The following is a 22600-nucleotide window of genomic DNA, read 5'->3' on the forward strand; positions in this document are numbered from 1 at the left end:
CGATGAGCTGAGCCGCCCCGTCCGGGCAGCGCGTGCGCTTGGCCAAAATACAACCTAAGATAGTTTTGTGTCATTCGTTACAACCCCAAATAGAAGATGGGAAGCTGTCCCGCTATGAGGGAGTCGTCCTGCCGTTGCGCATGGTGCGCCCGGACGAGGGACCACAGGGAGACACCCCATGGCGACGTTCCATTCCTTTGATGACAAGGCGATTGAAGCCGCTCTGGAGGCGGCGCGGGCCCACTACGAGGCGCCCGCGATCGAAGCCAATCGGCGCGAGCTCAACCCGATCGACGACGGCCACCTCCGCGTTGCCGCGCAGTGCATCAGCGTGACCGTGGAGGATGGCAAGGTCTGCCTCAACCTGCCGCTCGGCATCGGCAAGTTCTGTTTCAACATCCCTTCGATCATCCCGAACGGGACGGCGGCCCAGGCCTGCCTCGACATCTGCACCACCTGGGGCATTCCGACGGGGGTCAGGGTGACGATCAGCGTCGCCGGGAAGGTCATTCTGGAGAAGTCCTTCGGCAAGTGCTGACCGGCCAAGGCTCAGTCACGGTCGGCGGTCCGGGCGGTTCACCCGGGCCGCTTTCGGCTGTTCGCGCCAGGACAATGCGGGGTTGTAGCCGGAGTGCTTCAAGGAAAACCGACCCCGGTCTTTCCCGTAAGCGTGATCCCGTTGGGCAAAGCCCGGTCTCGCGGGCGCCCGGCGCATGCGATCATCATGGATGGTTCAAGACAGGGCGTGCGAGCCACGCCGCGAGGACATCATGGGAGACGACGGGCCGGCATCCGTGCCAGCGCGCACCCGGTACGCGGTCGTGCCCTTCATCCGGCGCGGTCCCCGGATGGTGGCCGAGGACATCCATTATCTCGACACCTACGAACAGGCGCAGGTGGTGGCGCGTTTCGTCGCGGCGCGACGGCCGGGCGTCCTGGTGCTCTCGGTCGCGCCCATGCAAGGCGAGGACGAACCGGAGATCGCCGTGCTGGAACGCATCGGCTCCGGCCTGTCGGGGGCCGGCGCCTGGCTGCATTGAGATGGCGCGGCGCCGCGCACGGCACCACGGTTGACGTCATGCGGACCGGGCCATCCCCGGTCCGGCCCCGATGCGGGTCGTCAGGCCAGCTTCAGCTGGTCGGCCGACTGCTTGCCGGTGCGGCGGTCGGTGGCGAGCTCATACGACACCTGCTCGCCCTCGCGAAGGTCGTTGAGACCGGCGCGCTGCACGGCCGAGATGTGCACGAACACATCCTTGCCGCCGTCGGACGGCTGGATGAAGCCGTAGCCCTTCTGGGGGTTGAACCACTTCACGGTCCCGGTCGCCATGGAATGCTCCTCGATGTTGGCGGTGGAGGGATTGTCAGGCAGCCCGTGGGCGGGGCTGCGGACGCCTGGCAGGACGCGCTGCCGGACGGATTTCGGTCCGTGCCGGCGACGAGGCCTGGATGGGAGACGCCGCCACGGCGAGGCGCACGCGCGTCAGTTTCTCGATCGCGGCGAGATGGCCGCGCTCGGAAGGATCACAGAAGGCAAGGGCGATGCCCGTCCGGCCGGCACGGCCTGTGCGGCCGATGCGGTGGACATAGCTCTCGGGCTCATTGGGCAGGTCGAAGTTCACCACATGGGTGACCTCGGCCACGTCGATGCCGCGGGCGAACAGGTCGGTCGCCACGAGAATGCGGCACTCGCCGGACTTGAAGGCCGCGAGCGCCCGCTGGCGGGCATTCTGGCTCTTGTTGCCGTGGATGGCATCGGCCGAGAAGCCGGACTTCACGAGCTGGCCGGCGAGGCGGTTCGCCCCGTGCTTGGTGCGCGTGAAGACGACGACGCGAGCAAGCGCCGGGTCGCCGAGCAGCTTTTCGAGGAGCTGGCGCTTGTCGGAGGTGCCGACGTGGAAGACGTGCTGCTCGATGGCTTCGACCGTGACGATTTCCGGCGTCACCTCGACCCGCATCGGCTCCCACAGCATGTCGCGGGCGAGCTTGGCCACCTCAGCCGGCATGGTGGCGGAGAACAGCATGGACTGGCGCTGCTCAGGGAGCTTGGCGAGGATCTTCCGCACGTCGCGGATGAAGCCCATGTCCAGCATGCGGTCCGCCTCGTCAAGGACGAGGTGGGTGACCGTGTCGAGCCGGACGAGGCCCTGGCCCATCAGGTCGATGAGCCGGCCGGGCGTCGCCACCAGCACGTCGATGCCGCGGGCGATGGCCTGGGCCTGCGGGTTCTGGCCGACGCCGCCGAAGATGACGGCATGGCGCAGCTTCAGATGTTTGGAGAGGCGGGTGACGTTGTCGAAGATCTGCAGCGCCAGCTCGCGCGTCGGCGCGAGCACGAGAGCCCGAACGCCCTTGGCGGGCAGGGGAACGCGGTCTTCGGACAGGTGCTGCAGGATCGGCAGGCTGAAGGCCGCCGTCTTGCCGGTACCAGTCTGGGCGATGCCGATCAGGTCGTGATCGTCCAGGAGATGGGGGATGGCCTTCGCCTGGATCGGCGTCGGCGTCTCGTACCCGGCATCACGCAGGGAACGCAGAAGTGGCTCGGCGAGGCCGAGATCCACGAAGGATGAATTGTTCAAGAAAATCAGTCTTTCAAGTCGACCGGAAACGCCTCTTGCGTCCTCCAGTTTCACAGTCACGAACCGCGCGCCGGGCGGCCCAGACAACGTTGTCGCACCGGAAATCCGGTTGTCGACGCCTGGTTACTCACAGAAGGCGGCGCAGCGCAATCACGACGATGGTGCTGATAACATGAGGCACGTTTCCAGCCCCGTCAAGCCCGTCGTCGAAAAAGCGCGCTGCAAACATCAGAAACGATGCTGATGTTTTTCCGATTTTCTTCGGAAAATCTTGGCGGCAGCAAGATTATTTTCGGTTGCGGGATACAGTTGAGATGGTCAGCACCGCCGCGAGACCAAAAGCGCGCACCGCTTTCGCAAGGTCGGGTGACCGTTCTCGTCGGACCCATGCCGCGCTGGTGGCCGCCGCCACCCTGACCCACCGGCAGATTGTCGCGGCGCCCCCGGCTCTTTAAGGGAGGAACGCGAAAGGCCCGCCGCCTGCGGGCCCGTCAACGGGAGAGACGTCCCTTGTCCACCATCTCGCGCCAGATCACCCTTGCCAGCCGCCCGCACGGCGAGCCGACGCTCGCCAATTTCGCGACCGTCGAGACGGCCTTGCCGGCTCCCGGCCCCGACCAGGTGCTGCTGAAGATCCGCTATCTCTCGCTCGACCCCTACATGCGCGGCCGCATGAACGACGCCAAGTCCTATGCCGCCCCGGTGCCTATCGGCGGCGTCATGGAGGGCGGTACGGTCGCCGAGGTCCTCGCCTCCAACAGCGAGCGCTTCCGTCCCGGCGACATCGTGCTGTCCCATTCCGGCTGGCAGTCCCACGCCATTGCCGACGCCAAGGACCTGCGCAAGGTCGATCCGAGCCTCGGGCCGATCTCCACCGCCGTCGGCGTCCTCGGCATGCCCGGCATGACCGCCTATACCGGCCTGCTCACCATCGGCCAGCCGAAGGAAGGCGAGACCGTGGTCGTCGCCGCGGCCACCGGCCCGGTCGGTTCGGCAGTCGGCCAGATCGCCAGGATCAAGGGGGCGCGCGCCGTCGGCATTGCCGGCGGCGCCGACAAGGTGAAGGCGCTAACGGAAGAGTTCGGCTTCGACGTGGCGCTCGACCACCGCTCGCCGACCTTCAAGGAGGACCTGAAGAAGGCCTGCCCGAACGGCATCGACGTCTATTTCGAGAATGTCGGCGGCCACGTCTTCGACGCGGTGCTGCCGCTGCTCAACTTCTTCGCCCGCATCCCGGTCTGTGGCCTCATCGCCCAGTACAATGCGACCTCGCTGCCGGACGGCCCGGACCGCCTGCCGCTGCTGATGCGCGATGCGCTCACCAAGCGCCTGACCATCCGCGGCTTCATCGTCCGCGACTTCGCCGACCAGTCCAAGGCCTTCTTTACCGACATGAGCCGGTGGATCGCCGAGGGCAAGGTGAAGTATCGCGAGGACGTGGTCGAGGGCCTCGACGCCGCGCCCGAGGCCTTCATCGGCCTCCTCAAGGGCAAGAACTTCGGCAAGCTCGTCGTGAAGGTGAGCTGACGGGACGACCTCCCGCCGCTCCCGCTCAGGCGGGAGCGGTGGCGAGTGCCAGGTCGTTTTCCGGCACCTGATGGTCCGCCGGCTTGCCCGGCAGGCCGGCGCCCTTGGCAAGGCTCGCCACGGCGGCCGCAACACCGCCAGACCCGTGCGGGATGTTCAGTGCCTGCAGCGCCATCTCCACCGCCGACAGGGTGCCGAGCACCATCGGCGCATTGGTGTGGCCCATATGGGCGATCCGGAACGCCCGGCCCGAAAGCTCGCCGATGGCCGAGCCCAGCGTCACGCCGCAGATGCGCTGGGTGTAGGTGGCGATGGCTTCCGCGTCCGCCCCCTGCACCAGCACCGGCGTCACCGAGGCGGAGCGCTGCGACGGCTCCAGGATGTTGCAGGCGATGACCTGACCCTCGGCCCACTTGCCGATGGCGGCATGGGTGGCCTCGGCAAGGAGCGCATGGCGCTTCCACACGGCCGGCAGGCCCTCCTCCATGATCATGTCGAGGGCGGCGCGCAGCGCGAAGAGCAGGTGCTCCGGCGGCGTGCCGCAATATTTCATGTAGTGCTCCTTGCCCTGGCGCGCCGTCCAGTCCCAGTAGAGCGTCTTCATGTTCGCCGTCTCGTGCGCCTTGTGCGCCTTGTCGTTGGCGGCGACGAAGGCGAGGCCCGGCGGGGTCATCAGGCCCTTCTGCGAAGCCGACATGGCAACGTCGATGCCCCACTCGTCCATGGCGAATGGCATGCAGGCGAGGGAGGCAACGCCGTCCACCATGAACAGGGCGGGGTGGCCGGCCGCGTCGATGGCGCGGCGCACCGCCTTGACGTCGTTGACGACGCCCGAGGCCGTGTCGATCTGCACCATCAGGATCGCCTTGATGGAATGGGTCGTGTCGCGGCGCAGCCACTCCTCGACCTTGGCTGGGTCGATGGACGCCCGCCACGAGCCCTCCATCACCTCGACATCGGCGCCCATGAAGGCGGCCATCTGGCCCCAGCCGATGGCGAAGCGGCCGCTGGCCAGCACCAGCACCTTGTCGCCGCGCGACAGCACGTTGGAGATCGCCGCCTCCCAGCCGCCATGGCCGTTGGCGGCATAGATATAGGTGCGCGCCTTGGTGCCGAAGATGGTCTTGAGGTCGGCGAGCAGGCTGTCCGTCAGCGCCACCATCGGCCCGGAATAGATCTCCTCGGCCGGGCGCATCATCGCCTGCAGCACGCGGTCGGGAACATTGGTCGGGCCGGGAATGGCGAGCAGGGTGCGGCCGTTGGCGACGCTCATGGGGGTCCTCTGGCGTGCGGCTGGGAATTGGGTCTATTCCTCCGGTAGCCGGAGGGCGCGAGGCGCGCAAGCGGCGCAGCGGCGGGGCAGTCGCGCGGATGCGCGGCGAACCCTCAGGCGGGTCCGTACTTGGCGACGAGATCGGCGGGCAGTGCGATCCCCTCGGCCTCCGCCTTCTGCCGGAGCGCCAGCCGACGCTGGCCGGGAAGGCGGGCGCCGGCCTGCGCCTCGATGGCGCCCGCAAGCGTGGTGATCCGCTCCCCGAACGCGCCATGGCCGAAGCCTGCAGGATCGATCACGAGGATGGTCTGGCCGGTGCCGGGCGGTGGACCCTTGTCATCGAGGAAGGAGGAGGCCTCGAAGGCGAGATGCGCGCCGGTGAGCGCCGCCGCCAGCACCTCGACCATGAGTGCCAGCGCCGTGCCCTTCGGTCCGCCGAGCGCCACCATCGTGCCCTTCAGCGCCTTGGCGGCATCGGTTGTCGGCTGGCCCTCGGTATCGAGCGCCCAGCCCTCCGGGATCGCCTCGCCTTTCTGGTTGGCGGCGACGATGTTGCCGCGCGCCACCGTCGACAGCGCCAGATCCACCACGATCGCGGGGCGGCCAGGCAGCGGACACGCGAAGGCGATGGGGTTGGTGCCGTAGACGGCCTTGGTGCCGCCGGCCGGCGCGATGGCTTCCGGCGTATTGGCGAAGAACAGGGCGATGAGGCCGCGATCGGCCAGCGCCTCCACATGGGCGCCCAGCGCCCCCGCGTGGTTGGAGCGGGAGATGGTCGCGGCGGCAATGCCGGTCTCCGCGACAATGGCCGGCAACTCGGCCAGCGCGAGGTCCACCGCCGGATAGGCGAAGCCGTTGGCGGCATCCACGGCGAGCGTCGCGGCGCGCACGCGCCTGGCCGTCGGCACGGCCGCGCCGTCGATCTTGCCGCTCGTCAGCATGGTCAGATAGGTCGGGATGCGCGACAGGCCGTGGCCCTTCAGCCCCTCCGCCTCGGCGCGGACCAGCGCAGCGGCAACCGAACGGGCGGCTTCGGCACGGGCACCGTTCCCGATGAAGACCCCGGCGACCCAGGCGCGGGCCGCCTCCAGCGAAACCTTGCTCATCGGCGGCGCTCCTGCAGCACGCGGCGGGCATTGGCGGCGGTGACGGAGGAGACCCGCACATTGCTCTCCACCGTCACCCCCGCAATGTGCGGCGTGAGGATGAGGTTGGGGCAGCCGGCGAGCGGCGATCCCGCCTTCAGCGGCTCCACGTCGAAGACATCAAGGGCGGCCCCGGCAAGGGTGCCCGCGCGCAGCGCCTCCGCAAGCGCCGCCTCGTCCACGACGCCGCCGCGGGCGGCATTCACCAGCACGGCGCCGGGCTTCATGGCCGCAAGGCGCCGTGCGTCGATGAGGTTGCGGGTCTCCGCCGTCAGCGGCACGTGCAGGCTCACCGCATGGGCCTCTGCCACAAGCGTGTCGAGGGTGACCGGCCGTGCGCCGATCCGGGCCCAGGCAGGATCATCGGCTGCCACGAAGGGGTCGGCGGCGATGATGGTCATGCCGAGCGCCTTGGCCCGCACGGCCGTCTCGCGCGCGATCGAGCCGAAGCCGACGAGACCCAGCACCTTGCCGGAGATCTCGCGGCCCATCAGCCGCTCGCGCGGCCAGCTGCCGGCGGCGACCGCGTCCGTGGCGTAGTAGGCGCCGCGGAGCAGGACCATGATGGTGGTCACCGCCCATTCCGCGACGGAGACGTCGTTGGCGCCAGTCGCCGGCAGCACGGCAATGCCGCGCGCCGTGGCGGCCTCCACATCGATATTGTCGAGCCCGACGCCGAGCCGGCCGATGGCCTCAAGCCTGGCCCCCGCCGCCAGCAGCGCGCCGCGCACCTGCGTGCGGTTGCGCACGATCAGCGCCCGCGCGCCCGCAACGAGGCCGGCAAGCTCGTCCGGCCGGTCCACCAGCCCCTTGTCATAGGTGACGGAAAAGTCGCGCCTGAGGTCCTCGACCGCCGCCTCGTCCATGAATTCAGAGATGACGATGTCGGTCATGCTGGGCCTTCAGGTGATGAGGATGCCCCCGACCACCAGCCCGAGGATGACGAGCGTCGTGCCGAGGAAGATGGCGACGTGCCGCCATCCGATCGTGAGGATGGCGGTGATGGAGGTACCAAGCCCGAGGGCGGCGATGGCGATGAGCAGGCCGGCATTCGACACCGAGACCAGCCAGCCTTTCACCAGGGCGTAGGACCCGGCAAGCGCCGGGATGCCCGGCAGGATCGAGTTCACCACCACCAGCGCCAGGAAGACGAGGGCGAAGACTGGCACGGGCACGCGGGCCTCCTGCGCCTGTTCGCCCTGGCGGAGGAACCACCAGCCGATGGCGAGCACCACGGGCAGCAGCAGGAAGACGCGGAACAGCTTGACCACGACCGCGGTGTTGCCGACCGGCTCGGAGACGGCATAGCCGGCCCCCACCACCTGCGCCATGTCGTGGATCGTGGCGCCCAGCAGGATGCCGGTCTTGGTAGCGTCGAAGCCGAGCAGCACCGCGAGCGGCGGATAGGCCAGCATGACCAGCGTCGAGAGCGCGTTGGCGGCGACGACGGTGAAGGCCGTGTCGGCGGCCTTCTGCGGATAGTTCGGCAGGACGGTGGTGGTGGCGAGCGCCGCCGAGGCGCCGCAGACCGCCGTGGAGGCCCCGGCGAGCGCGCCATAGCCATCGGCGACGCCGAAGCGGCGGGCGAGCCAGATTCCGGCGGCGATCGTGGCGGCCATGGAGGCGACGACCACGACCAGCGTTCCCACTCCGAGACCGAGGATGTCGCCGAAGGCGATGCGAAGCCCGAGCAGGCCGATGGCCCAGCGCAGCAGCTTCTTCACTGCGAAGGTCAGCCCCGGCTCGAAGAGCGGGCGCGCCGCGAGGCCGTGCAGCATGATGCCGATGATGAGGGCGATGACCATGCCGGGGAGGGCGATGCGCCCGCCGGTCGCCTGCTTCAGGGCCGGTTCGGCAAAGACAGCCACCACGGCGACGGCACACGCGAGGGCCATGCCCGGCATGAGCGGACGCGCGGTCGCCGTCGCGGACAGGGTCATGGGGAGGGCTCCGTCGCCAGCTGGAACACCACGAGCCTTCCGTGAGCCACCTCACGGATCTCCCGCAGTTGGAACCCCAGATCGACCAGAATGCGCTGCGAGACAAGATTATTGTCGCGCGTCACCGCCATGACAGGATGAATGTTCTTCTCACGCGCAAAATCGAGAATGGATCTTGCGGCTTCCTTGGTGAAGCCCGCGCCCCGGTGCTCCGGCATCACCGCATAGCGCATCGCCACGCCAATCCCCGCATCATGGTCCCAGAGACCGGCGATGCCGACGAAGGCGCCCGAGTCGCGCCGCCGCATGACGAAGACACCCCAGCCCTCGCGCGCCCAGGTCTCCAGGTAGTCGTCGAGTTGGGCCCGCGTCTCTTCCGCCGTCAGCACGCCATGCTTCAGCTTGCCGCCGACTTCCGGATGCGCGGTGAGGGCGCAGAGGTCGGCGAAATCGCTTTCGCCGACCGGCGTCAGGACGAGCCGCTCTGTGACGCGCCGGCTCACGCCGAGCGGTAGAGCTTGGTCATCGAGAATTCGCGATGGCCGAGGGCTTCGGAGGCGGTGAGGCGGCCATTGGCCGTGCGCACGATGCTCTCGATGAGCGCGTCGCCCGCCTGCGGGATGGTCATGGTCCGCTTCAGGATGCCGGAGACATCGAGGTCGATGTGCTCGGGCATGGTGCGGATCGTCTTCGGATTGCCGGAGATCTTGATGACCGGGACGATCGGGTTGCCGATGACATTGCCCTGGCCGGTCGGGAAGGTGTGGATGACGTAGCCGCCGGCCGCCATCAGCGTCACGCATTCCGCCGCTGCCGAGGACGTGTCCATGAAGTAGAGGCCCGGGCCCTTGGCCGGCGCCTCGGCCGGCTCGAGAATGTCGATGTAGCGGCACTCGCGGCCGATCTTCTCGAGGTTGCCGAGCGCCTTCTCCTCGATGGTCGTCAGGCCGCCGGCGATGTTGCCCTTGGTCGGCTGCGAGTCCGACAGGTCGTTGGTCTTGTGGGCCTCGATGACGTCGTCCTGGTAGGCCTTCCACATCTTGTACCAGCGCTCGCCGACCTCCTTGGTCGCCGCGCGGGCCTTGCAGAGGTGCTCGGCGCCGGTGATCTCCGAGGTCTCGCCGAACACGCCGTAGATGCCGCGCGGGATCAACTTGTCATACATGGCGCCGACGGTCGGGCAGGACGACAGGCCCGTGGTCGTGTCGCTCTCGCCGCACTTGGTGGAGACCCACAGGTCGGTGATCGGGGCCTTCTCGCGCTGCAGCTCGCTCGCCCACTGGACGAACTCCTTGGCCACATAGCTCGCCTTGGCGATGGTGGCGATGTCGCCATGGCCCTCGATGCCGAAGCCGACCACCGGCTTGCCGGTCTTGGCGATGCCGTCGACGATGATCTTGGTCCACTGGTCCTCGATGCCGATGACGACGACCGCCGCGACGTTGGGGTTCGAGCCCGTGCCGATCAGCGTGCGGAAGTGCAGGTCGAGGTCGGCGCCGAACTGCAGGCGGCCATAGGCGTGGGGGATCGCCAGCGTCCCCTTCACGTTGTTCGCCACCGCCTCGGAGGCGGCGTTCGACAGGTCGTCCAGCGGCAGGATGAGCACGTGGTTGCGGACGCCGACGCGGCCGTTCTCGCGCCGCCAGCCCCAGATCGTGTCGAGGGCCCGGCCCGTCGGGCGCTTCACCACCGGGGCCTTGAAGGGCTCCGCCTCGATCTTGCGGCCCTTCACGTTCTTCAGCTTGCGCTCGACCAGCGCGAAATTGGCGACCATCAGCGACATGGCGTTTTCCTCGTTATGCGTTCCGTGTGCGGCGGGGGAGGCCGTCTGCCTCCGCGCCCGGCCTCACCAGCGCTTGGTCTTGATGTTGTGGACGTGGGCGTGCTCGCCCTTCTTGATGTTGGCCTTGGCGATGCCGATGTCCTGGCCGTACTTCCAGATCGTGTCGCCCTTCTTGATGTCCTGCAGTGCCACCTTGTGGCCGATCGGGATGTCCTGCTTCGCCGTGATCCGGAAGTCCGAATTGTCGTGGGTGACGACGGCCAGCATGTCGGTTCCGGCCTTCAGGCCCTCCACCACCACGACGCCGACCGTGTCCTTCTTCTCATGGACCAAGAGATGCGGGGCCCCCATGGGCGTTTCCTCCGTAGGCTTATTAGTCTTGTATAAGACATAAGACCTGATAGGCTGTCAATCGTCGGCAGAGAGGGTTGCGGTGGCCATCACAGGCAAGGCGGATCCCGGACGTGTCATCGGCTTCCTGCCGCTCTACCGGCAGGTGAAGGAGCGGCTCGTCCGCCGGATCGCCGACGGCGAATGGCAGGCCGGCCGCGCCATCCCCTCCGAGATGCAGATCGCTGCCGAGCTCGGCGTGAGCCAGGGCACCGTCCGCAAGGCGCTCGACGAGATGACCGCCGAGCGGCTCCTCATCCGCCGCCAGGGCGTCGGCACCTTCGTGGCGAGCCATGACGAGGACCGCATCCTCTTCCAGTTCTTCAAGCTGGGCCGCGACGACGGCCGGCGCGTCTTCCCCGACAGCTCCGTCCTCTCCGTCGGCGAGCAGCCCTCCGATGCGACGGAGGCGGCCCGCCTCGGTATCCGCCGGGGCACCCGCGTCGTGCGCATCCACCGCCTGCGCTCGCTCGGCGGCGCCATTGCTGTCAGCGAGCGGATCGTCGTGCCCTCGGCGCGCTTCGCCGGCCTTGCCGCCTGCGATCCGGTGCCGAACAATCTCTACGGGCTCTATGCCGAGCGCTACGGCGTCACTGTCGCCCGCGCTAGCGAGAGCCTGAAGGCCGTCGCCTGCCCGCCGGACGACGCGGCTCATCTGGGCCTTGCCCCCGGCTCACCCGTTCTGGCCATCGACCGCCTCGCCCTCGACCTCGACGGGCAGAAGGTGGAATGGCGCGTGTCTCTCTGCAGGACAGATCAATTCCACTACACTTCGGACCTGAAATGAAATGGCGCCGGCTCGACGGACCGGACGCTGAACAACGACAATACCGTCACCCCCAAGGAGGAAACCGATGCTCGGACGTCTGTTCAGCGCGGCCGCGATCGTCATGGGCCTGTCCATGCCGACGACGGCCCAGACCTTTCCCGACCGCCCCATCACCCTGATCGTGCCCTTCGCCGCCGGCGGGCCGTCCGACGTGCTCGGGCGCCTCATCGGCCAGTCCATGTCCGCGACGCTCGGCCAGACCATCCTGATCGAGAATGTCGGCGGTGCGGGCGGTACGACGGGCGCGGCGCGCACGGCACGCGCGGCCCCGGACGGCTACACGCTGCTGATCCATCACCTGGCTCTGGCGGCGGGTGCGACGCTCTACCGGAACCTGCCCTACGACACGGTCAAGGATTTCGAGCCGCTCGGCCTCATCAACCAGGGACCCTATGTCATCGTCTCCAAGACCGGCCTCGAGACGCGGACCCTCGCCGAATTCATCGAGCACGTGAAGAAATCGGGCCGCGGCATCAGCTTCGGCACGGCCGGCGTCGGCTCCGGCTCCCACCTCTGCAACATGATGCTGCAGGCCCAGTTGAAGGTGCAGTTCAACGAGATCCCCTATCGTGGCACCGGCCCGGCCATGAACGACCTCATCTCGGGCCAGCTCGACGCGCTCTGTGACCAGACCACGAACTCCATCCCGCAGATCCAGGGGGGCCGCATTCGCCCTTATGCCGTCACCGCCCTCCAGCGGGTCGAGCAACTGCCGAACCTTCCGACGCTGCACGAATCCGGCTTTCCCAATTTCGAGGTCACGGTCTGGCACGCGCTTTATGCGCCGCGCGGCACGCCGGATGCGGTGGTCCAGAAATTGAGCGCCGCGCTGGAGGTCGCGCTGAAGGACCCGGCCATCCTCGCCCGCTTCGCCGATCTCGGCACCACGCCCTATCCGGTCGGTGAGCGCGGCCCCGCCGCCGCGCGCGCCAAGCTGGAGAGCGAAGTGGCGAAGTGGCGCCAGGTCATCACCGACTCCGGCTTCACGCCGACCAACTGATGGGGCGGTAACGCCGTCCTGCCACCCCGGCGGGTGACAGGGCGGCCATTCCCGCCACCGTCTTGACCCCGTCGCCTGCGATGGGCGACATCGGGGCCCAAGCCTCGAGGGCCCCGATGTCCGATCCCCGCCTCGCGCCGCGCGCCCTCGTGCCGCTGCTCGTCGTCCTCGCCGCGATCGGCCCGATGGCGCTCAACCTGCCGCTTCCGGCGGTGCCTGGCCTGGCGCGCTATTTCGAGACCGATCCCGGCACGATCCAGCTCACCATCACCCTCTATCTCGCGGGCATGGCGGTGGCCCAGCTTGTCCTCGGGCCGCTGTCGGACCGCTATGGCCGCCGCCCGGTCATTCTCGGCGCGCTGGCGGTCACCGCCGCGATGAGCCTGTTTGCCGCGCTCGCTGCCAGCGCCGCCATGCTCATCCTCGCCCGCGTCTTGCAGAGCTTCGGCGCCTCGGCGGGCCAGGTCATCGGCCGCGCCATCATCCGCGACGTCTTCGACAAGGACCGCGCCGCCTCGATGATCGGCTGGGTCACCATGGCCATGGTCGTCGCCCCGATGATCTCGCCCTCCATCGGCGGGCTGATGAGCGAGACGATCGGCTGGCGCTGGGTCTTCGCCGCAACCGCCGTGATCGCGGCGGTGACACTGGCGCTCGCCGCCATCCGCCTGCCCGAGACGCGGGCGGTGGTCTCGTCGCCAACTGTCGGGCAGCTGCTGCGCGATGCCCGCGACCTCGTCCGCAACCGGATGTTCCTCGGCTACCTGCTGATCGGCGCGCTCTCGTCCGTGACCTTCTTCTCCTTCGTCGGCGGCGCGCCGCACGCCACGGTCACGCTGATGGGGCAGAGCTCCACCGCCTATGGCCTGTGGTTCATGGTCAATGCCTGCGGCTACATGCTCGGCAACGCCGTCTGCGGCCGCTATGCCGCCCGCTTTGGCTCGGATCGGCTGATCCGCTGGGGCAGCGTGATGATGCTCGCCATGGCCCTCGTCCAGTTCGCCATCGCGCTGGCCGGCTGGATGGTCCATCCCGTCTGGCTGTTCCTGCCGCAGGCCGCCATTGCCTTCGCCAATGGCCTGCAACTGCCCGGCGCCATCGCCGGCGCGGTCAGCGTGAGGCCCGAGGCGGCGGGATCGGCGTCCGGCTTCGTCGGCTTCTCGCAGATGGGCCTCGGCGCCCTGGCGGCGCAGGCCTCCGGCACGCTGGTCGGTTCGCTGATGAGCACGGTGCCGATGGTCGCCATCAGCCTTGCGGGGGCGGCCGGGGCTTTCCTGTCGCTCGCCCTGATCCGCCGTCGCGACGCCTACTGACCCGTCAGCTCACGCCGGCATAGCGGCCGGGGCGGTGGTTGAGGCCGACGATGGTGCAGAGCACGGTGACGCCGGCGACCGACAGCGCCACGAGCTCGAGGCTCAGAACGGCAAGAGCGGCCAGCATCACCAGGAGATCGACGGCGAGCTGAAAATAGCCGGCGCGGATGCCGTGCTTTTCCTGGAGATAGAAGGCGAGGATGCTCACCCCGCCGAGGCTCATCCCGTGGCGAAAGAGGATGAGCAGGCCGATGCCGAACAGGCCGCCGCCGGCGATCGCCGCATAGACCGGGTTGAGATGGCCGATCTCCAGCCACAGCGGCATGAGCTTGGAGAAGACCGAGACGAGGCAGACGGCGGCGAGGGTCTTCACCGTGAAGGCCCAGCCGAGCCGCAGCAGGGCGAGCGCGAAGAAGGGCAGGTTCACCAGCAGGAACAGCGCGGAAAAATCGACGGGCGTCGCGTAGCTGAGGAGCAGGGCGATGCCGACCGTGCTGCCGGTCAGCAGCGAGGCCTTGGCGTAGAAGGCGATGCCGAGCGAGACGAAGAGCGTCCCGAGGACGAGGGCCATGGCGTCCTCGTAGAGACGATGCGGGACGCCCATCTCGGCGAGCGGCTTGTCCTGCGCGAGGGGGGTCTCATCGGACATCGACGTCTGCTTCGCCATGAACGACTCCGTTGCTGCAGCGCACAATACCAGAACCAGACGGCTTTGGTCGCGCCCAACATCTGGGCAGGCCTGCAAATTCGGCAGGGCCTCAGGGGTCTGAGGGATCGACGGCCTGCAACAGTACGAACCAGGGAGCAGCTTCCGGCCGGCAGAGCGGGCCGGTGCGTGCCTCCCCCGTGCAGGACGGGCCGGGCCGTGCGGCCCCAAGCGCGCCGCGTCGGTCGATGCGCAAGTCGCGCCGCGCCACCGATTGCAGCACGTTGCCGCCGATAATCGTCGCCGTGCCGCGACGGTTGTCGCGCGAGACGACGATATCGCAGTGCAGGTTCCAGACCGGGCGCTCGCCGCGCGCCAGTGCCGGCATCAGGTCCCCATAGCCGCCGCCGGTGGCCAGCGAGCCGGCATCGTGCCGGTGCAGGCACAGGAGGTCACCGGGCCGCATCGCCGTGCGGCGGGGGTCGCAGGCCCGGTAGAAGCTCGTCGTCGGCCGCCCTTCCGCCTCCTCGGCGCTGCGGCGCGCCGCCTCCGCCACATAGTCGAGATGGGCGATGGCGGCGGCGAAGCGCGTCCGCGGCACGCCCGCGGACAGGAGCACATGGGATACGAAGGCGGCTGACCAGGGAATGTCCACGGCGGCGGCGCGCAGGGCGGCCTGCATGAGCGCCTCGCGCTCGGCTTCCGCCATGGCCGGGCCGCGCAGGCGCGCGAGGGCATCGGCCAGCGGCACGAGGTCGCCGGATCCACCCACCGATGCGTCATCGATGGCGCGCGGCACGCGGCGAAGCTGGAGCGGACCCTCCGCGAGGGGGCCGAGGCTCTGCCAGTAGCGCATCACCTGCCGCCACGGGACGCCACGCCCGGCCGTCTCGTCGCGCGCCACGTCCGCCTCCACCGCCCCGAAGCGGACAAGGATGCCGTCGCGGCCGATGATGTGGCCGCCGAAGGTCTCGTGTTCGCGCACGGCAGCGGCGGCTATGGCCAGCGCGGCGGGGGAGGGGGCGGTCACGCCGGTGGCGCGGCAAAGGCGGTCGACGGGGCTTGGGCGCTGCGGCGCAGCGGTGGCCGATCCTGCCGCGCAGGCAAGAATCAGGGCGAGGCTCAGCGCCGCCCCGAGACCCGTCTTGGCCGGCCGCGCGCCCCTCAGTTTCCCACCCATCCTCATGGCGCGAGACAAGCAGGATTCCGCCGGCTTGACGAGATCGTCATGACGCCTCGCCCGGTTGCGGGGAACCGCAGCGCCACTCCGCGCATTGTTCGCCCCGACCGACGGATCGCCGATCGGCTCACCTCCCGATGATGCGAGGCGCCGATGACCGCGACCCATGGCAAGGATCTGCGTACGGGCCGTTCGCCCTGGATGTCGCGGCCGCTCCGCGCGCTGCCGCAATCCGTGCCGAAGCGGGACCTGAAGGCCGATGTGATCGTGGTCGGCGCCGGCATTTCCGGCGCGCTTGTCGCGGACCTTCTCACCGATGCCGGCCTCATGGTCATCCTGTTCGACCGGCGGGGACCCTTGCTCGGCTCGACGCCCGCCTCGACGGCCCTCCTCCAGTACGAGATCGACACGCCGCTGACCCTGCTGACCGAGGCCATCGGCCGCGATCGTGCGGAGCGCGTCTGGCGGCGCTCCAAACTCGCCCTCGAAGCGCTGCATGAACGGGCCCGTCACCTCGCCATATCAGCCGATATCAGCACCCGGGACACCCTGTACCTGGCCGGTGACTTGCTCGGCCCCGAGGCTCTGGCCCTTGAGGCCGAGGCGCGCCGGCGCGCCGGCTTCGAGGTCTCGCTCCTGAAACTGTCGGTCGTGGCGGGTCGCTACGGTCTTGAGCCACGAGCGGCGATCCTCGGCCATGGCAATGTGGCGGCCGATCCGCGCCGGCTGGCGGCGGGCTTCCTGCGCAATGCCCTGACGAATGGCGCGCGCCTTTATGCCCCGGTTGAGGTGGTCGGCGTCGAGAGCCACAGCCGCGGCGTGACGGTCGCGACCGATGTCGGCCCCGTCGCCCGCGCTGGCCATCTCGTCTTCGCCACCGGTTACGAGCTCCCCGTCGGCGTGCCGCGCAAGGGCCACCGCATCGTCTCGACCTTCTGCCTGGCGACGAAGCCGCAGCCGCGCGCCGTGCCGAAGGCCATGCCCTTCGTCTGGGAGGCCTCGGAGCCCTATCTGTACCTCCGCCGCGATCATGACGGGCGCATCATCTGCGGCGGCGAGGACGAGGAATTCGCTGACGAGGAGCGGCGCGACGCCATGCTCCACGACAAGGTCGCCGTCATCCGCGACAAGCTTGGACGGCTGATGCCGGGCATCGACACGGAGCCCGAGTACGCCTGGTGCGGCAGCTTCGGCGCCTCGCCGACCGGCACGCCCTCCATCGGCGCGGTCCCCGGCATGGCCAATTGCTCCTGCGTCCTCGGTTATGGCGGCAACGGCATCACCTTCTCGATGATGGCGGCGCAGATCATCCGCGGGCTGGTCACCGGAACGGGCGATCCCGATGCCGACCTTTTCTCGTTCCGCCGCCGCTTCTGACGTGCCGTGGGCCGCGACTGCCGGCGACTACTTGTCGTTGGACGCGTCGAGGTCCTCGATGGCGATGGCCTTGCCATCCGACGGGCGCGGCCGGGCGGCGCGGCCATTGCCGGTCACCATCTCGCGCTCCTCGCGGCGGGAGGGCGGTGCAGGCTTCGCACCACCGTCATCACGCGGCACGGGGGCAGTCTGGTCGGGATCGTCCATGGGAAGTCTCCTCGCTGTCGCGAGGTCAACCGGCCAGGGATCGTCGCGGTTCCGTCAGGAGGGCGTCCAGCCGTCCTGCTTCAGCACCTCGCCGGCGAGATAGAGGCTGCCGGTGAGCAGCACGCGGGGCGGCAGGGCGCCCGGTTCGGTTGTGACCGCGGCGAGCGCCGCGTCGAGGCTCGGCATGGCCCGTGCGTCGAGCCCGATATCGCGCGCCGCAACGGCGAGGGCATCGGCTGACAGCGCCGCCGGATAGGCGAAGGGCACGGCGAGGAGCTTCGGCGCGAAGGGGCGGAAGAAGTTCAGGAAGCCGCGCGGATCCTTGGTCGAGATCATGCCGGCGATCATCACCAGCGGCCGGGGCTGGCGCGCCTGCATGGCGGCGATGGCGGCCGACAGGACTTCGCCGCCGCCGGGATTATGCCCGCCGTCGAGCCAGACCTCGGCACCGGTCGGCAGGGCCTGGGCCACCGCGCCGGTGAGGCGCTGCAGGCGCGCGGGCCAGGTGACGGTCTGCAGGCCGCGGGCGATGGCGTCCTCGTCGAGCGCGAAGCCGGCAGTCTTCACCGCCGCAATCGCCGTACCGGCATTCTCCGCCTGATGCGCGCCGGGCAGGCGCGGCGGCGGAGCGTCGATCAGCCCGTCCTCGTCCTGGTAGACGAAACGGCCGTTTTCCAGGCGCGCGAACCAGTCGAGGCCAGAAACGGACAGGCGCGAGCGGGTGGCGTCCGCCGCCGCCTCGATCACCGCCATGGCCTCGGGCTCCTGCCGGGCGATGACCGCCGGACGGCCGCGCTTGAGGATGCCGGCCTTCTCGCCCGCGATCTTGCCGATCGTGTCGCCGAGGAATTCCGCATGGTCGATGGAGACGGGTGTGATGACGCTCACCGCCGGCCGCGGCACGACATTGGTGGCGTCGAACCGGCCGCCCATGCCGACCTCGAGGATCACCGCATCGGCCGGATGCCGCGCGAAGAGCATCAGGCCGGCAATCGTCGTGATCTCGAACTGGGTGATGGCCTGACCGGCATTCACCCGCTCGACCTCCAGCAGGATGTCGGCGAGCGTCTCGTCATCGACGAGCTTGCCGCCGCCCGGCGCGCCGAGGCGGAAGCGCTCATTGAACTTCACGAGATGGGGCGAGGTGTAGACATGCACCGTCCGCCCCGAGGCCTCCAGCAGGGCGCGGGCGAAGGCCGAGGTCGACCCCTTGCCGTTGGTGCCGGCGACGTGGATCACCGGCGGCAGGGCCAGATGCGGGTCGCCGAGCCGGGACAGCGCGCCGGTCATGCGGTCGAGCGACAGATCGATCAGCTTCGGGTGAAGCTTGGCGAGCCGGTCGAGAATATCGGCGATGGGGGGAGCGAGAACCGTCATGGCCGTTCGACAGCGACGAGGGCGCGCCGTTCGGCGCACCCCCATGGAGGACAGGAAAGGGTCAGGACGCCGCGGCGACCGGGGCGGTAGCCTCGGCCGGAGCCGGGGCGGGCGCCTTGGTGAGGACGCGGCAGAGGCGCGCCAGCGTCGCGCGCAGGTCGTGGCGATGGACGACGAGGTCCACCATGCCGTGATCCTTCAGATATTCGGCGCGCTGGAAGCCTTCGGGCAGCTTCTCGCGGATGGTCTGCTCGATGACGCGCGGGCCGGCAAAGCCGATGAGCGCGCCGGGCTCGGCGAGGTGCACGTCGCCGAGCATGGCATAGCTCGCGGTGACGCCGCCGGTGGTCGGGTTCGTCAGTACGACGATGTAGGGCAGGCGCGCGTCGCGCAGCGCCTGCACGGCGACCGTGGTGCGCGGCATCTGCATGAGCGACAGGATGCCCTCCTGCATGCGGGCGCCGCCGGAGGCGGTGAAGATGATGAAGGGCGTCTTCTTCTCGACCGCCGTCATCATGCCGCGGATGATGGCTTCGCCCGCCGCGGTGCCGAGCGAGCCGGCCATGAAGTCCATGTCCTGCACGGCCACCGTCACCGGCAGGCCTTCGAGCTTGCCGTAGCCGACCTTGATGGCATCGGCGAGGCCGGTCTTGGCCTTGGCGTCCTTCAGCCGGTCCACATAGCGCTTCTCGTCGCGGAACTTCAGCGGATCGATCGGGGCCTCGGGCAGCTGGACGTCGAACCAGGTGCCGTTGTCAAAGATCGACTTCAGCCGCGCCGTCGAGCCCATGCGCATGTGCACGCCCGAGCCGGGAATGACGAAGAGATTGCTCTCCAGGTCCTTGTGGAAGACCATCTGCCCGGTCTCCGGGCACTTGATCCACAGGTTCTCCGGCGTGTCGCGCTTCAGGAAGGAGCGAATGCGCGGTGGCAGGACGTCAGTGATCCAGTTCATGGGGCCTCGTGGCGAAAGATGAGGGCGCTCAGGCGCCGGCGCGTTCCAGACGGGTGAGGCGCGCCTCGAGCTGTTCGAGCTGAACCTCGAAACTGGCGAAAGTGCGTTCGGTCATGCTGCGATGGCCGATGAAGGAGCGCATGAACTTGACTGCATTGGCATCGAGCTTTTCCAAGCGGCTCTCGATCGCTTCGAAGCGCTTTTCGAACTTCGCATCCAGTTCATCGAAACGGGCGGTCATGTCCGCCCGCAATTCGCGCAGATGCGCAAGGATCAGGTTCTCGGGCTCGCTCATGACCAAGCCTCCTCGCGGCCAATATAGCCAATCACGAGGCGCCGCGCATCACTCCGCGGCCTTGCGGGCATGGCGGACACCCGCGGCGATGGAGCCGACGAGATCGGTCACGGCGGAGACCGTCCGCGCCGTCGCCTTGCCCTCACCATCGAGCGAACCCTTCAGCGCGTCGACCAGCGCCGAACCGACGACGACCGCGTCGGCGCCGCGCGCCACGGCGCTGGCATGGTCCGCATTCTTCACGCCGAAGCCGACGGCGACCGGCAGGTCCGTGTGCCGCTTGATCCGCGCCACCGCCTCGGCCGTCTTGCCGAAATCCGGGGTGGCCGCGCCGGTGATGCCGGTGATCGAGACGTAGTAGACGAAGCCCGACGTGTTGCCGAGCACCGTCGGCAGGCGCTTATCATCGGTGGTCGGCGTCGCCAGGCGAATGAAGTTGAGGCCGGCCTTCAGCGCGGGGATGCAGAGCTCGGCATCCTCCTCCGGCGGCAGGTCGACGACGATCAGGCCGTCGATGCCGGCGGCCTTGGCATCGGCAAGGAAGCGATCGACGCCGTAGATGTAGATCGGGTTGTAGTAGCCCATCAGCACGATGGGGGTCGCCTGGTCATCCTTGCGGAACCAGGCGATATCCTCGAGCGTCTTCGCCAGGGTCTGGCCGCCGGCCAGTGCCCGGAGGCCGGCTGCCTGGACCGACGGGCCATCGGCCATCGGGTCGGTGAAGGGCATGCCGAATTCGATGACGTCGGCGCCGGCCGCCGGCAGGGCCTTGAGGATGGCGCGGGCGGTCTCGCGGTCGGGATCGCCGGCCATGACATAGGTCACGAGGCCGGCGCGGCCGTCCTGCGCGAGCGCGGCGAAGCGGGTGTCGAGGCGGGTGGTCAAAGCTTGGTCCCCAGGATTTCGGCCACCTGCGGCACGTCCTTGTCGCCGCGGCCCGACAGGTTCATCACCATCAGGTGGTCCTTCGGCAGCTTCGGCGCGAGTTCGGCGATCTTGGCGATGGCATGGGCGCATTCCAGCGCCGGGATGATGCCCTCGACCTTCGACAGGAGCTGGAAGCCTTCCAGCGCCTCGTCGTCGGTGGCCGAGAGATAGGTGACGCGGCCGATATCGTTCAGCCAGGCATGCTCCGGCCCGATGCCCGGATAGTCGAGGCCAGCCGAGATCGAGTGGCCCTCCTGGATCTGCCCGTCGGCATCCATCAGCAGGTAGGTGCGGTTGCCGTGCAGGACGCCCGGCTTGCCGCCGGAGATCGAGGCGGCATGCAGCTTGTCGAGGCCGTGGCCGGCCGCTTCCACGCCGTACATGGCGACCGAGGGCTCATCGAGGAACGGGTGGAACAGGCCGATGGCGTTCGAGCCGCCGCCAACGCAGGCGATGAGGCTGTCGGGCAGGCGGCCTTCCTGGGCCTGGAGCTGCTCGCGGGTCTCGTTGCCGATGATCGACTGGAAGTCGCGCACCATGGACGGATAGGGGTGCGGGCCCGCGACCGTACCGATGCAGTAGAAGGTCGTCTCGACGTTGGTCACCCAGTCGCGGAGCGCCTCGTTCATGGCGTCCTTGAGGGTCTTGGCGCCCGACTGGACCGGCACGACGGTGGCGCCGAGCATCTTCATGCGGAAGACGTTGGGCGCCTGCCGGGCGACGTCGACCGCGCCCATATAGACGATGCATTCGAGGCCGAAGCGGGCGCAGAGCGTCGCGGTGGCGACGCCGTGCTGGCCGGCGCCGGTCTCGGCGATGATGCGCTTCTTGCCCATGCGGCGGGCCAGCAGGATCTGGCCGAGGACGTTGTTCACCTTGTGGGAGCCGGTGTGGTTCAGCTCCTCGCGCTTCAGGTAGATCTTGGCGCCGCCGAGATGCTGGGTGAGCCGCTCGGCGAAATAGAGCGGGCTCGGCCGGCCGATGAAATGGGTCTGGTGCCCCGCCATCTCCGCGAGATAGGCCGGATCGTTGCGAGCCTCGTTATAGGCCGCCTCGAGCTCCAGGATGTTCGGCATCAGCGTCTCGGCGACGAAACGGCCGCCATAGATGCCGAAACGGCCGTTTTCGTCCGGACCCGACCGGAAGGAATTGGGCTTCACCGGCGCGTTCATCACCATACTCCCTCGGCCTCGGTCAGGCGGGCGGCCTCGACGAAGGCCCTGATCTTGTCCGGGTCCTTGCGGCCCGGAGAACTTTCCACACCTGACGATACGTCCACGCCGTTCAATCGGGTCAGCCGGATCGCCTCAGCCACATTGCCGGGATGGAGGCCACCGGAAAGCATGACGGGGCGGCCGGGGTCAAGGCCGGCGACGAGACGCCAGTCGAAGGTGAGGCCATTGCCGCCCGGAAGCCCGTCCGGCGTCTTCGGCGGCTTGGCGTCGACGAGCAGCATGTCGCTCACCGCCGCATAGGCCGGAACCTGCGCCAGATCCTCCGCCGAGCCGACGCCGATCGCCTTCATGACGCGCACGGAAAAGCGGTGGCGGATGTCGGCGACGCGCTCCGGCGTCTCGGCGCCATGCAGCTGGATCAGGTCCGGCTTGAGGTTCGCCATGATGGCGGCGACGAAATCGTCGTCCGGATCGACGGCGAGGGCCACCACGCCGGCGCGGCCGCAGGCGCGGCCCGACAGGGCGCAGGCGGTGGCCAGCGAGACGTTGCGCGGGCTCTTGGGGAAGAAGACCACGCCGATCATGTCCGCGCCCGCGCCGATGGCGGCGTCGACGTCGCGCATGGTCTTCAGGCCACAGATCTTCACCAGGAGGGGCATGGCCCGTCTCTAGTCGCTTCGGC

General features: G+C 68.8%; 25 protein-coding genes. 7 read left to right on the forward strand and 18 right to left on the reverse strand.

Annotated features, from left to right (window positions below; genetic code table 11):
• Positions 1 to 178: 178 nt before the first annotated feature.
• Positions 179 to 538, forward strand: coding sequence for a hypothetical protein (locus C8P69_RS00495; protein ID WP_108173909.1), 360 nt, complete (start codon positions 179 to 181; stop codon positions 536 to 538).
• A 232-nt stretch (positions 539 to 770) separates the two neighbouring features.
• Positions 771 to 1040: a hypothetical protein gene (locus C8P69_RS00500; RefSeq protein WP_108173910.1), complete on the forward strand. Its 270-nt coding sequence runs from the start codon at positions 771 to 773 to the stop codon at positions 1038 to 1040.
• Between the two features lie 80 nt (positions 1041 to 1120).
• On the opposite strand, the gene C8P69_RS00505 is transcribed toward C8P69_RS00500, so the two are convergent.
• A complete protein-coding gene (locus C8P69_RS00505) occupies positions 1121 to 1330 on the reverse strand; it encodes a cold-shock protein (protein WP_106747540.1) in 210 nt (69 codons plus the stop codon).
• Positions 1331 to 1364: 34 nt separating this feature from the next.
• Positions 1365 to 2579, reverse strand: coding sequence for a DEAD/DEAH box helicase (locus C8P69_RS00510; protein WP_108173911.1), 1215 nt, complete (start codon positions 2577 to 2579; stop codon positions 1365 to 1367).
• 510 nt (positions 2580 to 3089) lie between these two features.
• On the opposite strand from C8P69_RS00510, the gene C8P69_RS00515 reads away from it, so the two are divergent.
• Positions 3090 to 4106 (forward strand): NADP-dependent oxidoreductase, encoded by a 1017-nt coding sequence (locus C8P69_RS00515; RefSeq protein ID WP_108173912.1) that lies wholly within the window; start codon positions 3090 to 3092, stop codon positions 4104 to 4106.
• A 25-nt stretch (positions 4107 to 4131) separates the two neighbouring features.
• On the opposite strand, the gene C8P69_RS00520 is transcribed toward C8P69_RS00515, so the two are convergent.
• From C8P69_RS00520 to C8P69_RS00550, 7 genes are all read right to left on the reverse strand, one after another.
• Positions 4132 to 5379, reverse strand: a complete 1248-nt coding sequence (locus C8P69_RS00520) for a pyridoxal-phosphate-dependent aminotransferase family protein (RefSeq protein ID WP_108173913.1) — start codon at positions 5377 to 5379, stop codon at positions 4132 to 4134.
• Positions 5380 to 5492: 113 nt separating this feature from the next.
• Positions 5493 to 6485 carry an Ldh family oxidoreductase gene (locus C8P69_RS00525; RefSeq protein ID WP_108173914.1) on the reverse strand — a complete coding sequence of 331 codons (993 nt, stop codon included), beginning with the start codon at positions 6483 to 6485 and terminating at the stop codon, positions 5493 to 5495.
• A complete protein-coding gene (locus tag C8P69_RS00530; RefSeq protein ID WP_108173915.1) occupies positions 6482 to 7417 on the reverse strand; it encodes a hydroxyacid dehydrogenase in 936 nt (311 codons plus the stop codon). The genes C8P69_RS00525 and C8P69_RS00530 overlap by 4 nt, the downstream gene beginning before the upstream one ends.
• Positions 7418 to 7426: 9 nt before the next feature.
• Positions 7427 to 8464, reverse strand: coding sequence for a YeiH family protein (locus tag C8P69_RS00535; RefSeq protein WP_108173916.1), 1038 nt, complete (start codon positions 8462 to 8464; stop codon positions 7427 to 7429).
• Positions 8461 to 8967 carry a GNAT family N-acetyltransferase gene (locus C8P69_RS23700; RefSeq protein WP_170118072.1) on the reverse strand — a complete coding sequence of 169 codons (507 nt, stop codon included), beginning with the start codon at positions 8965 to 8967 and terminating at the stop codon, positions 8461 to 8463. Before C8P69_RS23700 ends, C8P69_RS00535 begins: the two co-directional genes overlap by 4 nt.
• A complete protein-coding gene (locus tag C8P69_RS00545; protein ID WP_245901811.1) occupies positions 8964 to 10247 on the reverse strand; it encodes a UxaA family hydrolase in 1284 nt (427 codons plus the stop codon). The genes C8P69_RS23700 and C8P69_RS00545 overlap by 4 nt, the downstream gene beginning before the upstream one ends.
• Before the next feature lie 63 nt (positions 10248 to 10310).
• Positions 10311 to 10598: a UxaA family hydrolase gene (locus C8P69_RS00550; RefSeq protein ID WP_108173917.1), complete on the reverse strand. Its 288-nt coding sequence runs from the start codon at positions 10596 to 10598 to the stop codon at positions 10311 to 10313.
• An 82-nt stretch (positions 10599 to 10680) separates the two neighbouring features.
• Between C8P69_RS00550 and C8P69_RS00555 the strand changes: the two genes are divergently transcribed.
• The 3 genes from C8P69_RS00555 to C8P69_RS00565 all read left to right on the forward strand — a co-directional run bounded on the left by C8P69_RS00555 (position 10681) and on the right by C8P69_RS00565 (position 13779).
• Positions 10681 to 11424, forward strand: a complete 744-nt coding sequence (locus C8P69_RS00555; protein ID WP_245901813.1) for a GntR family transcriptional regulator — start codon at positions 10681 to 10683, stop codon at positions 11422 to 11424.
• A 67-nt stretch (positions 11425 to 11491) separates the two neighbouring features.
• The gene (locus C8P69_RS00560; protein WP_108173918.1) at positions 11492 to 12466 is read left to right on the forward strand and encodes a tripartite tricarboxylate transporter substrate-binding protein; all 975 of its coding nucleotides are present in this window, start codon (positions 11492 to 11494) and stop codon (positions 12464 to 12466) included.
• Positions 12467 to 12582: 116 nt separating this feature from the next.
• Positions 12583 to 13779, forward strand: coding sequence for a multidrug effflux MFS transporter (locus C8P69_RS00565; RefSeq protein ID WP_170118073.1), 1197 nt, complete (start codon positions 12583 to 12585; stop codon positions 13777 to 13779).
• A gap of 4 nt (positions 13780 to 13783) precedes the next feature.
• Here C8P69_RS00565 and C8P69_RS00570 read toward each other — a convergent pair whose 3' ends face one another.
• Together C8P69_RS00570 and C8P69_RS00575 are read right to left on the reverse strand one after the other, a co-directional pair.
• On the reverse strand, positions 13784 to 14446 hold the full coding sequence (locus tag C8P69_RS00570; RefSeq protein WP_108173920.1) for a YitT family protein: 663 nt from the start codon (positions 14444 to 14446) through the stop codon (positions 13784 to 13786).
• Positions 14447 to 14537: 91 nt separating this feature from the next.
• Positions 14538 to 15623 carry a DUF2272 domain-containing protein gene (locus C8P69_RS00575; RefSeq protein WP_170118074.1) on the reverse strand — a complete coding sequence of 362 codons (1086 nt, stop codon included), beginning with the start codon at positions 15621 to 15623 and terminating at the stop codon, positions 14538 to 14540.
• A gap of 135 nt (positions 15624 to 15758) precedes the next feature.
• Here C8P69_RS00575 and C8P69_RS00580 point away from each other — a divergent pair, with 135 nt between their 5' ends.
• Positions 15759 to 16982 carry an NAD(P)/FAD-dependent oxidoreductase gene (locus C8P69_RS00580; RefSeq protein WP_108173921.1) on the forward strand — a complete coding sequence of 408 codons (1224 nt, stop codon included), beginning with the start codon at positions 15759 to 15761 and terminating at the stop codon, positions 16980 to 16982.
• A gap of 27 nt (positions 16983 to 17009) precedes the next feature.
• On the opposite strand, the gene C8P69_RS00585 is transcribed toward C8P69_RS00580, so the two are convergent.
• The 7 genes from C8P69_RS00585 to C8P69_RS00615 all read right to left on the reverse strand — a co-directional run bounded on the left by C8P69_RS00585 (position 17010) and on the right by C8P69_RS00615 (position 22577).
• Positions 17010 to 17189 (reverse strand): hypothetical protein, encoded by a 180-nt coding sequence (locus tag C8P69_RS00585; RefSeq protein ID WP_108173922.1) that lies wholly within the window; start codon positions 17187 to 17189, stop codon positions 17010 to 17012.
• Positions 17190 to 17243: 54 nt separating this feature from the next.
• Entirely contained in the window at positions 17244 to 18566 is a 1323-nt protein-coding gene (locus tag C8P69_RS00590) for a bifunctional folylpolyglutamate synthase/dihydrofolate synthase (RefSeq protein WP_108173923.1), read from the reverse strand.
• A 61-nt stretch (positions 18567 to 18627) separates the two neighbouring features.
• Entirely contained in the window at positions 18628 to 19521 is an 894-nt protein-coding gene (accD, locus tag C8P69_RS00595) for an acetyl-CoA carboxylase, carboxyltransferase subunit beta (RefSeq protein ID WP_108173924.1), read from the reverse strand.
• A gap of 28 nt (positions 19522 to 19549) precedes the next feature.
• Positions 19550 to 19816: a hypothetical protein gene (locus tag C8P69_RS00600; protein ID WP_108173925.1), complete on the reverse strand. Its 267-nt coding sequence runs from the start codon at positions 19814 to 19816 to the stop codon at positions 19550 to 19552.
• Between the two features lie 48 nt (positions 19817 to 19864).
• Positions 19865 to 20701, reverse strand: a complete 837-nt coding sequence (trpA, locus tag C8P69_RS00605; RefSeq protein WP_108173926.1) for a tryptophan synthase subunit alpha — start codon at positions 20699 to 20701, stop codon at positions 19865 to 19867.
• Complete coding sequence (trpB, locus tag C8P69_RS00610) at positions 20698 to 21915, reverse strand: tryptophan synthase subunit beta (protein ID WP_108174546.1); 1218 nt, start codon at positions 21913 to 21915, stop codon at positions 20698 to 20700. Before trpB ends, trpA begins: the two co-directional genes overlap by 4 nt.
• Positions 21915 to 22577, reverse strand: coding sequence for a phosphoribosylanthranilate isomerase (locus tag C8P69_RS00615; RefSeq protein ID WP_108173927.1), 663 nt, complete (start codon positions 22575 to 22577; stop codon positions 21915 to 21917). The genes trpB and C8P69_RS00615 overlap by 1 nt, the downstream gene beginning before the upstream one ends.
• Positions 22578 to 22600 lie beyond the last annotated feature (23 nt).

This window comes from Phreatobacter oligotrophus, assembly GCF_003046185.1.
Classification (GTDB): domain Bacteria; phylum Pseudomonadota; class Alphaproteobacteria; order Rhizobiales; family Phreatobacteraceae; genus Phreatobacter; species Phreatobacter oligotrophus.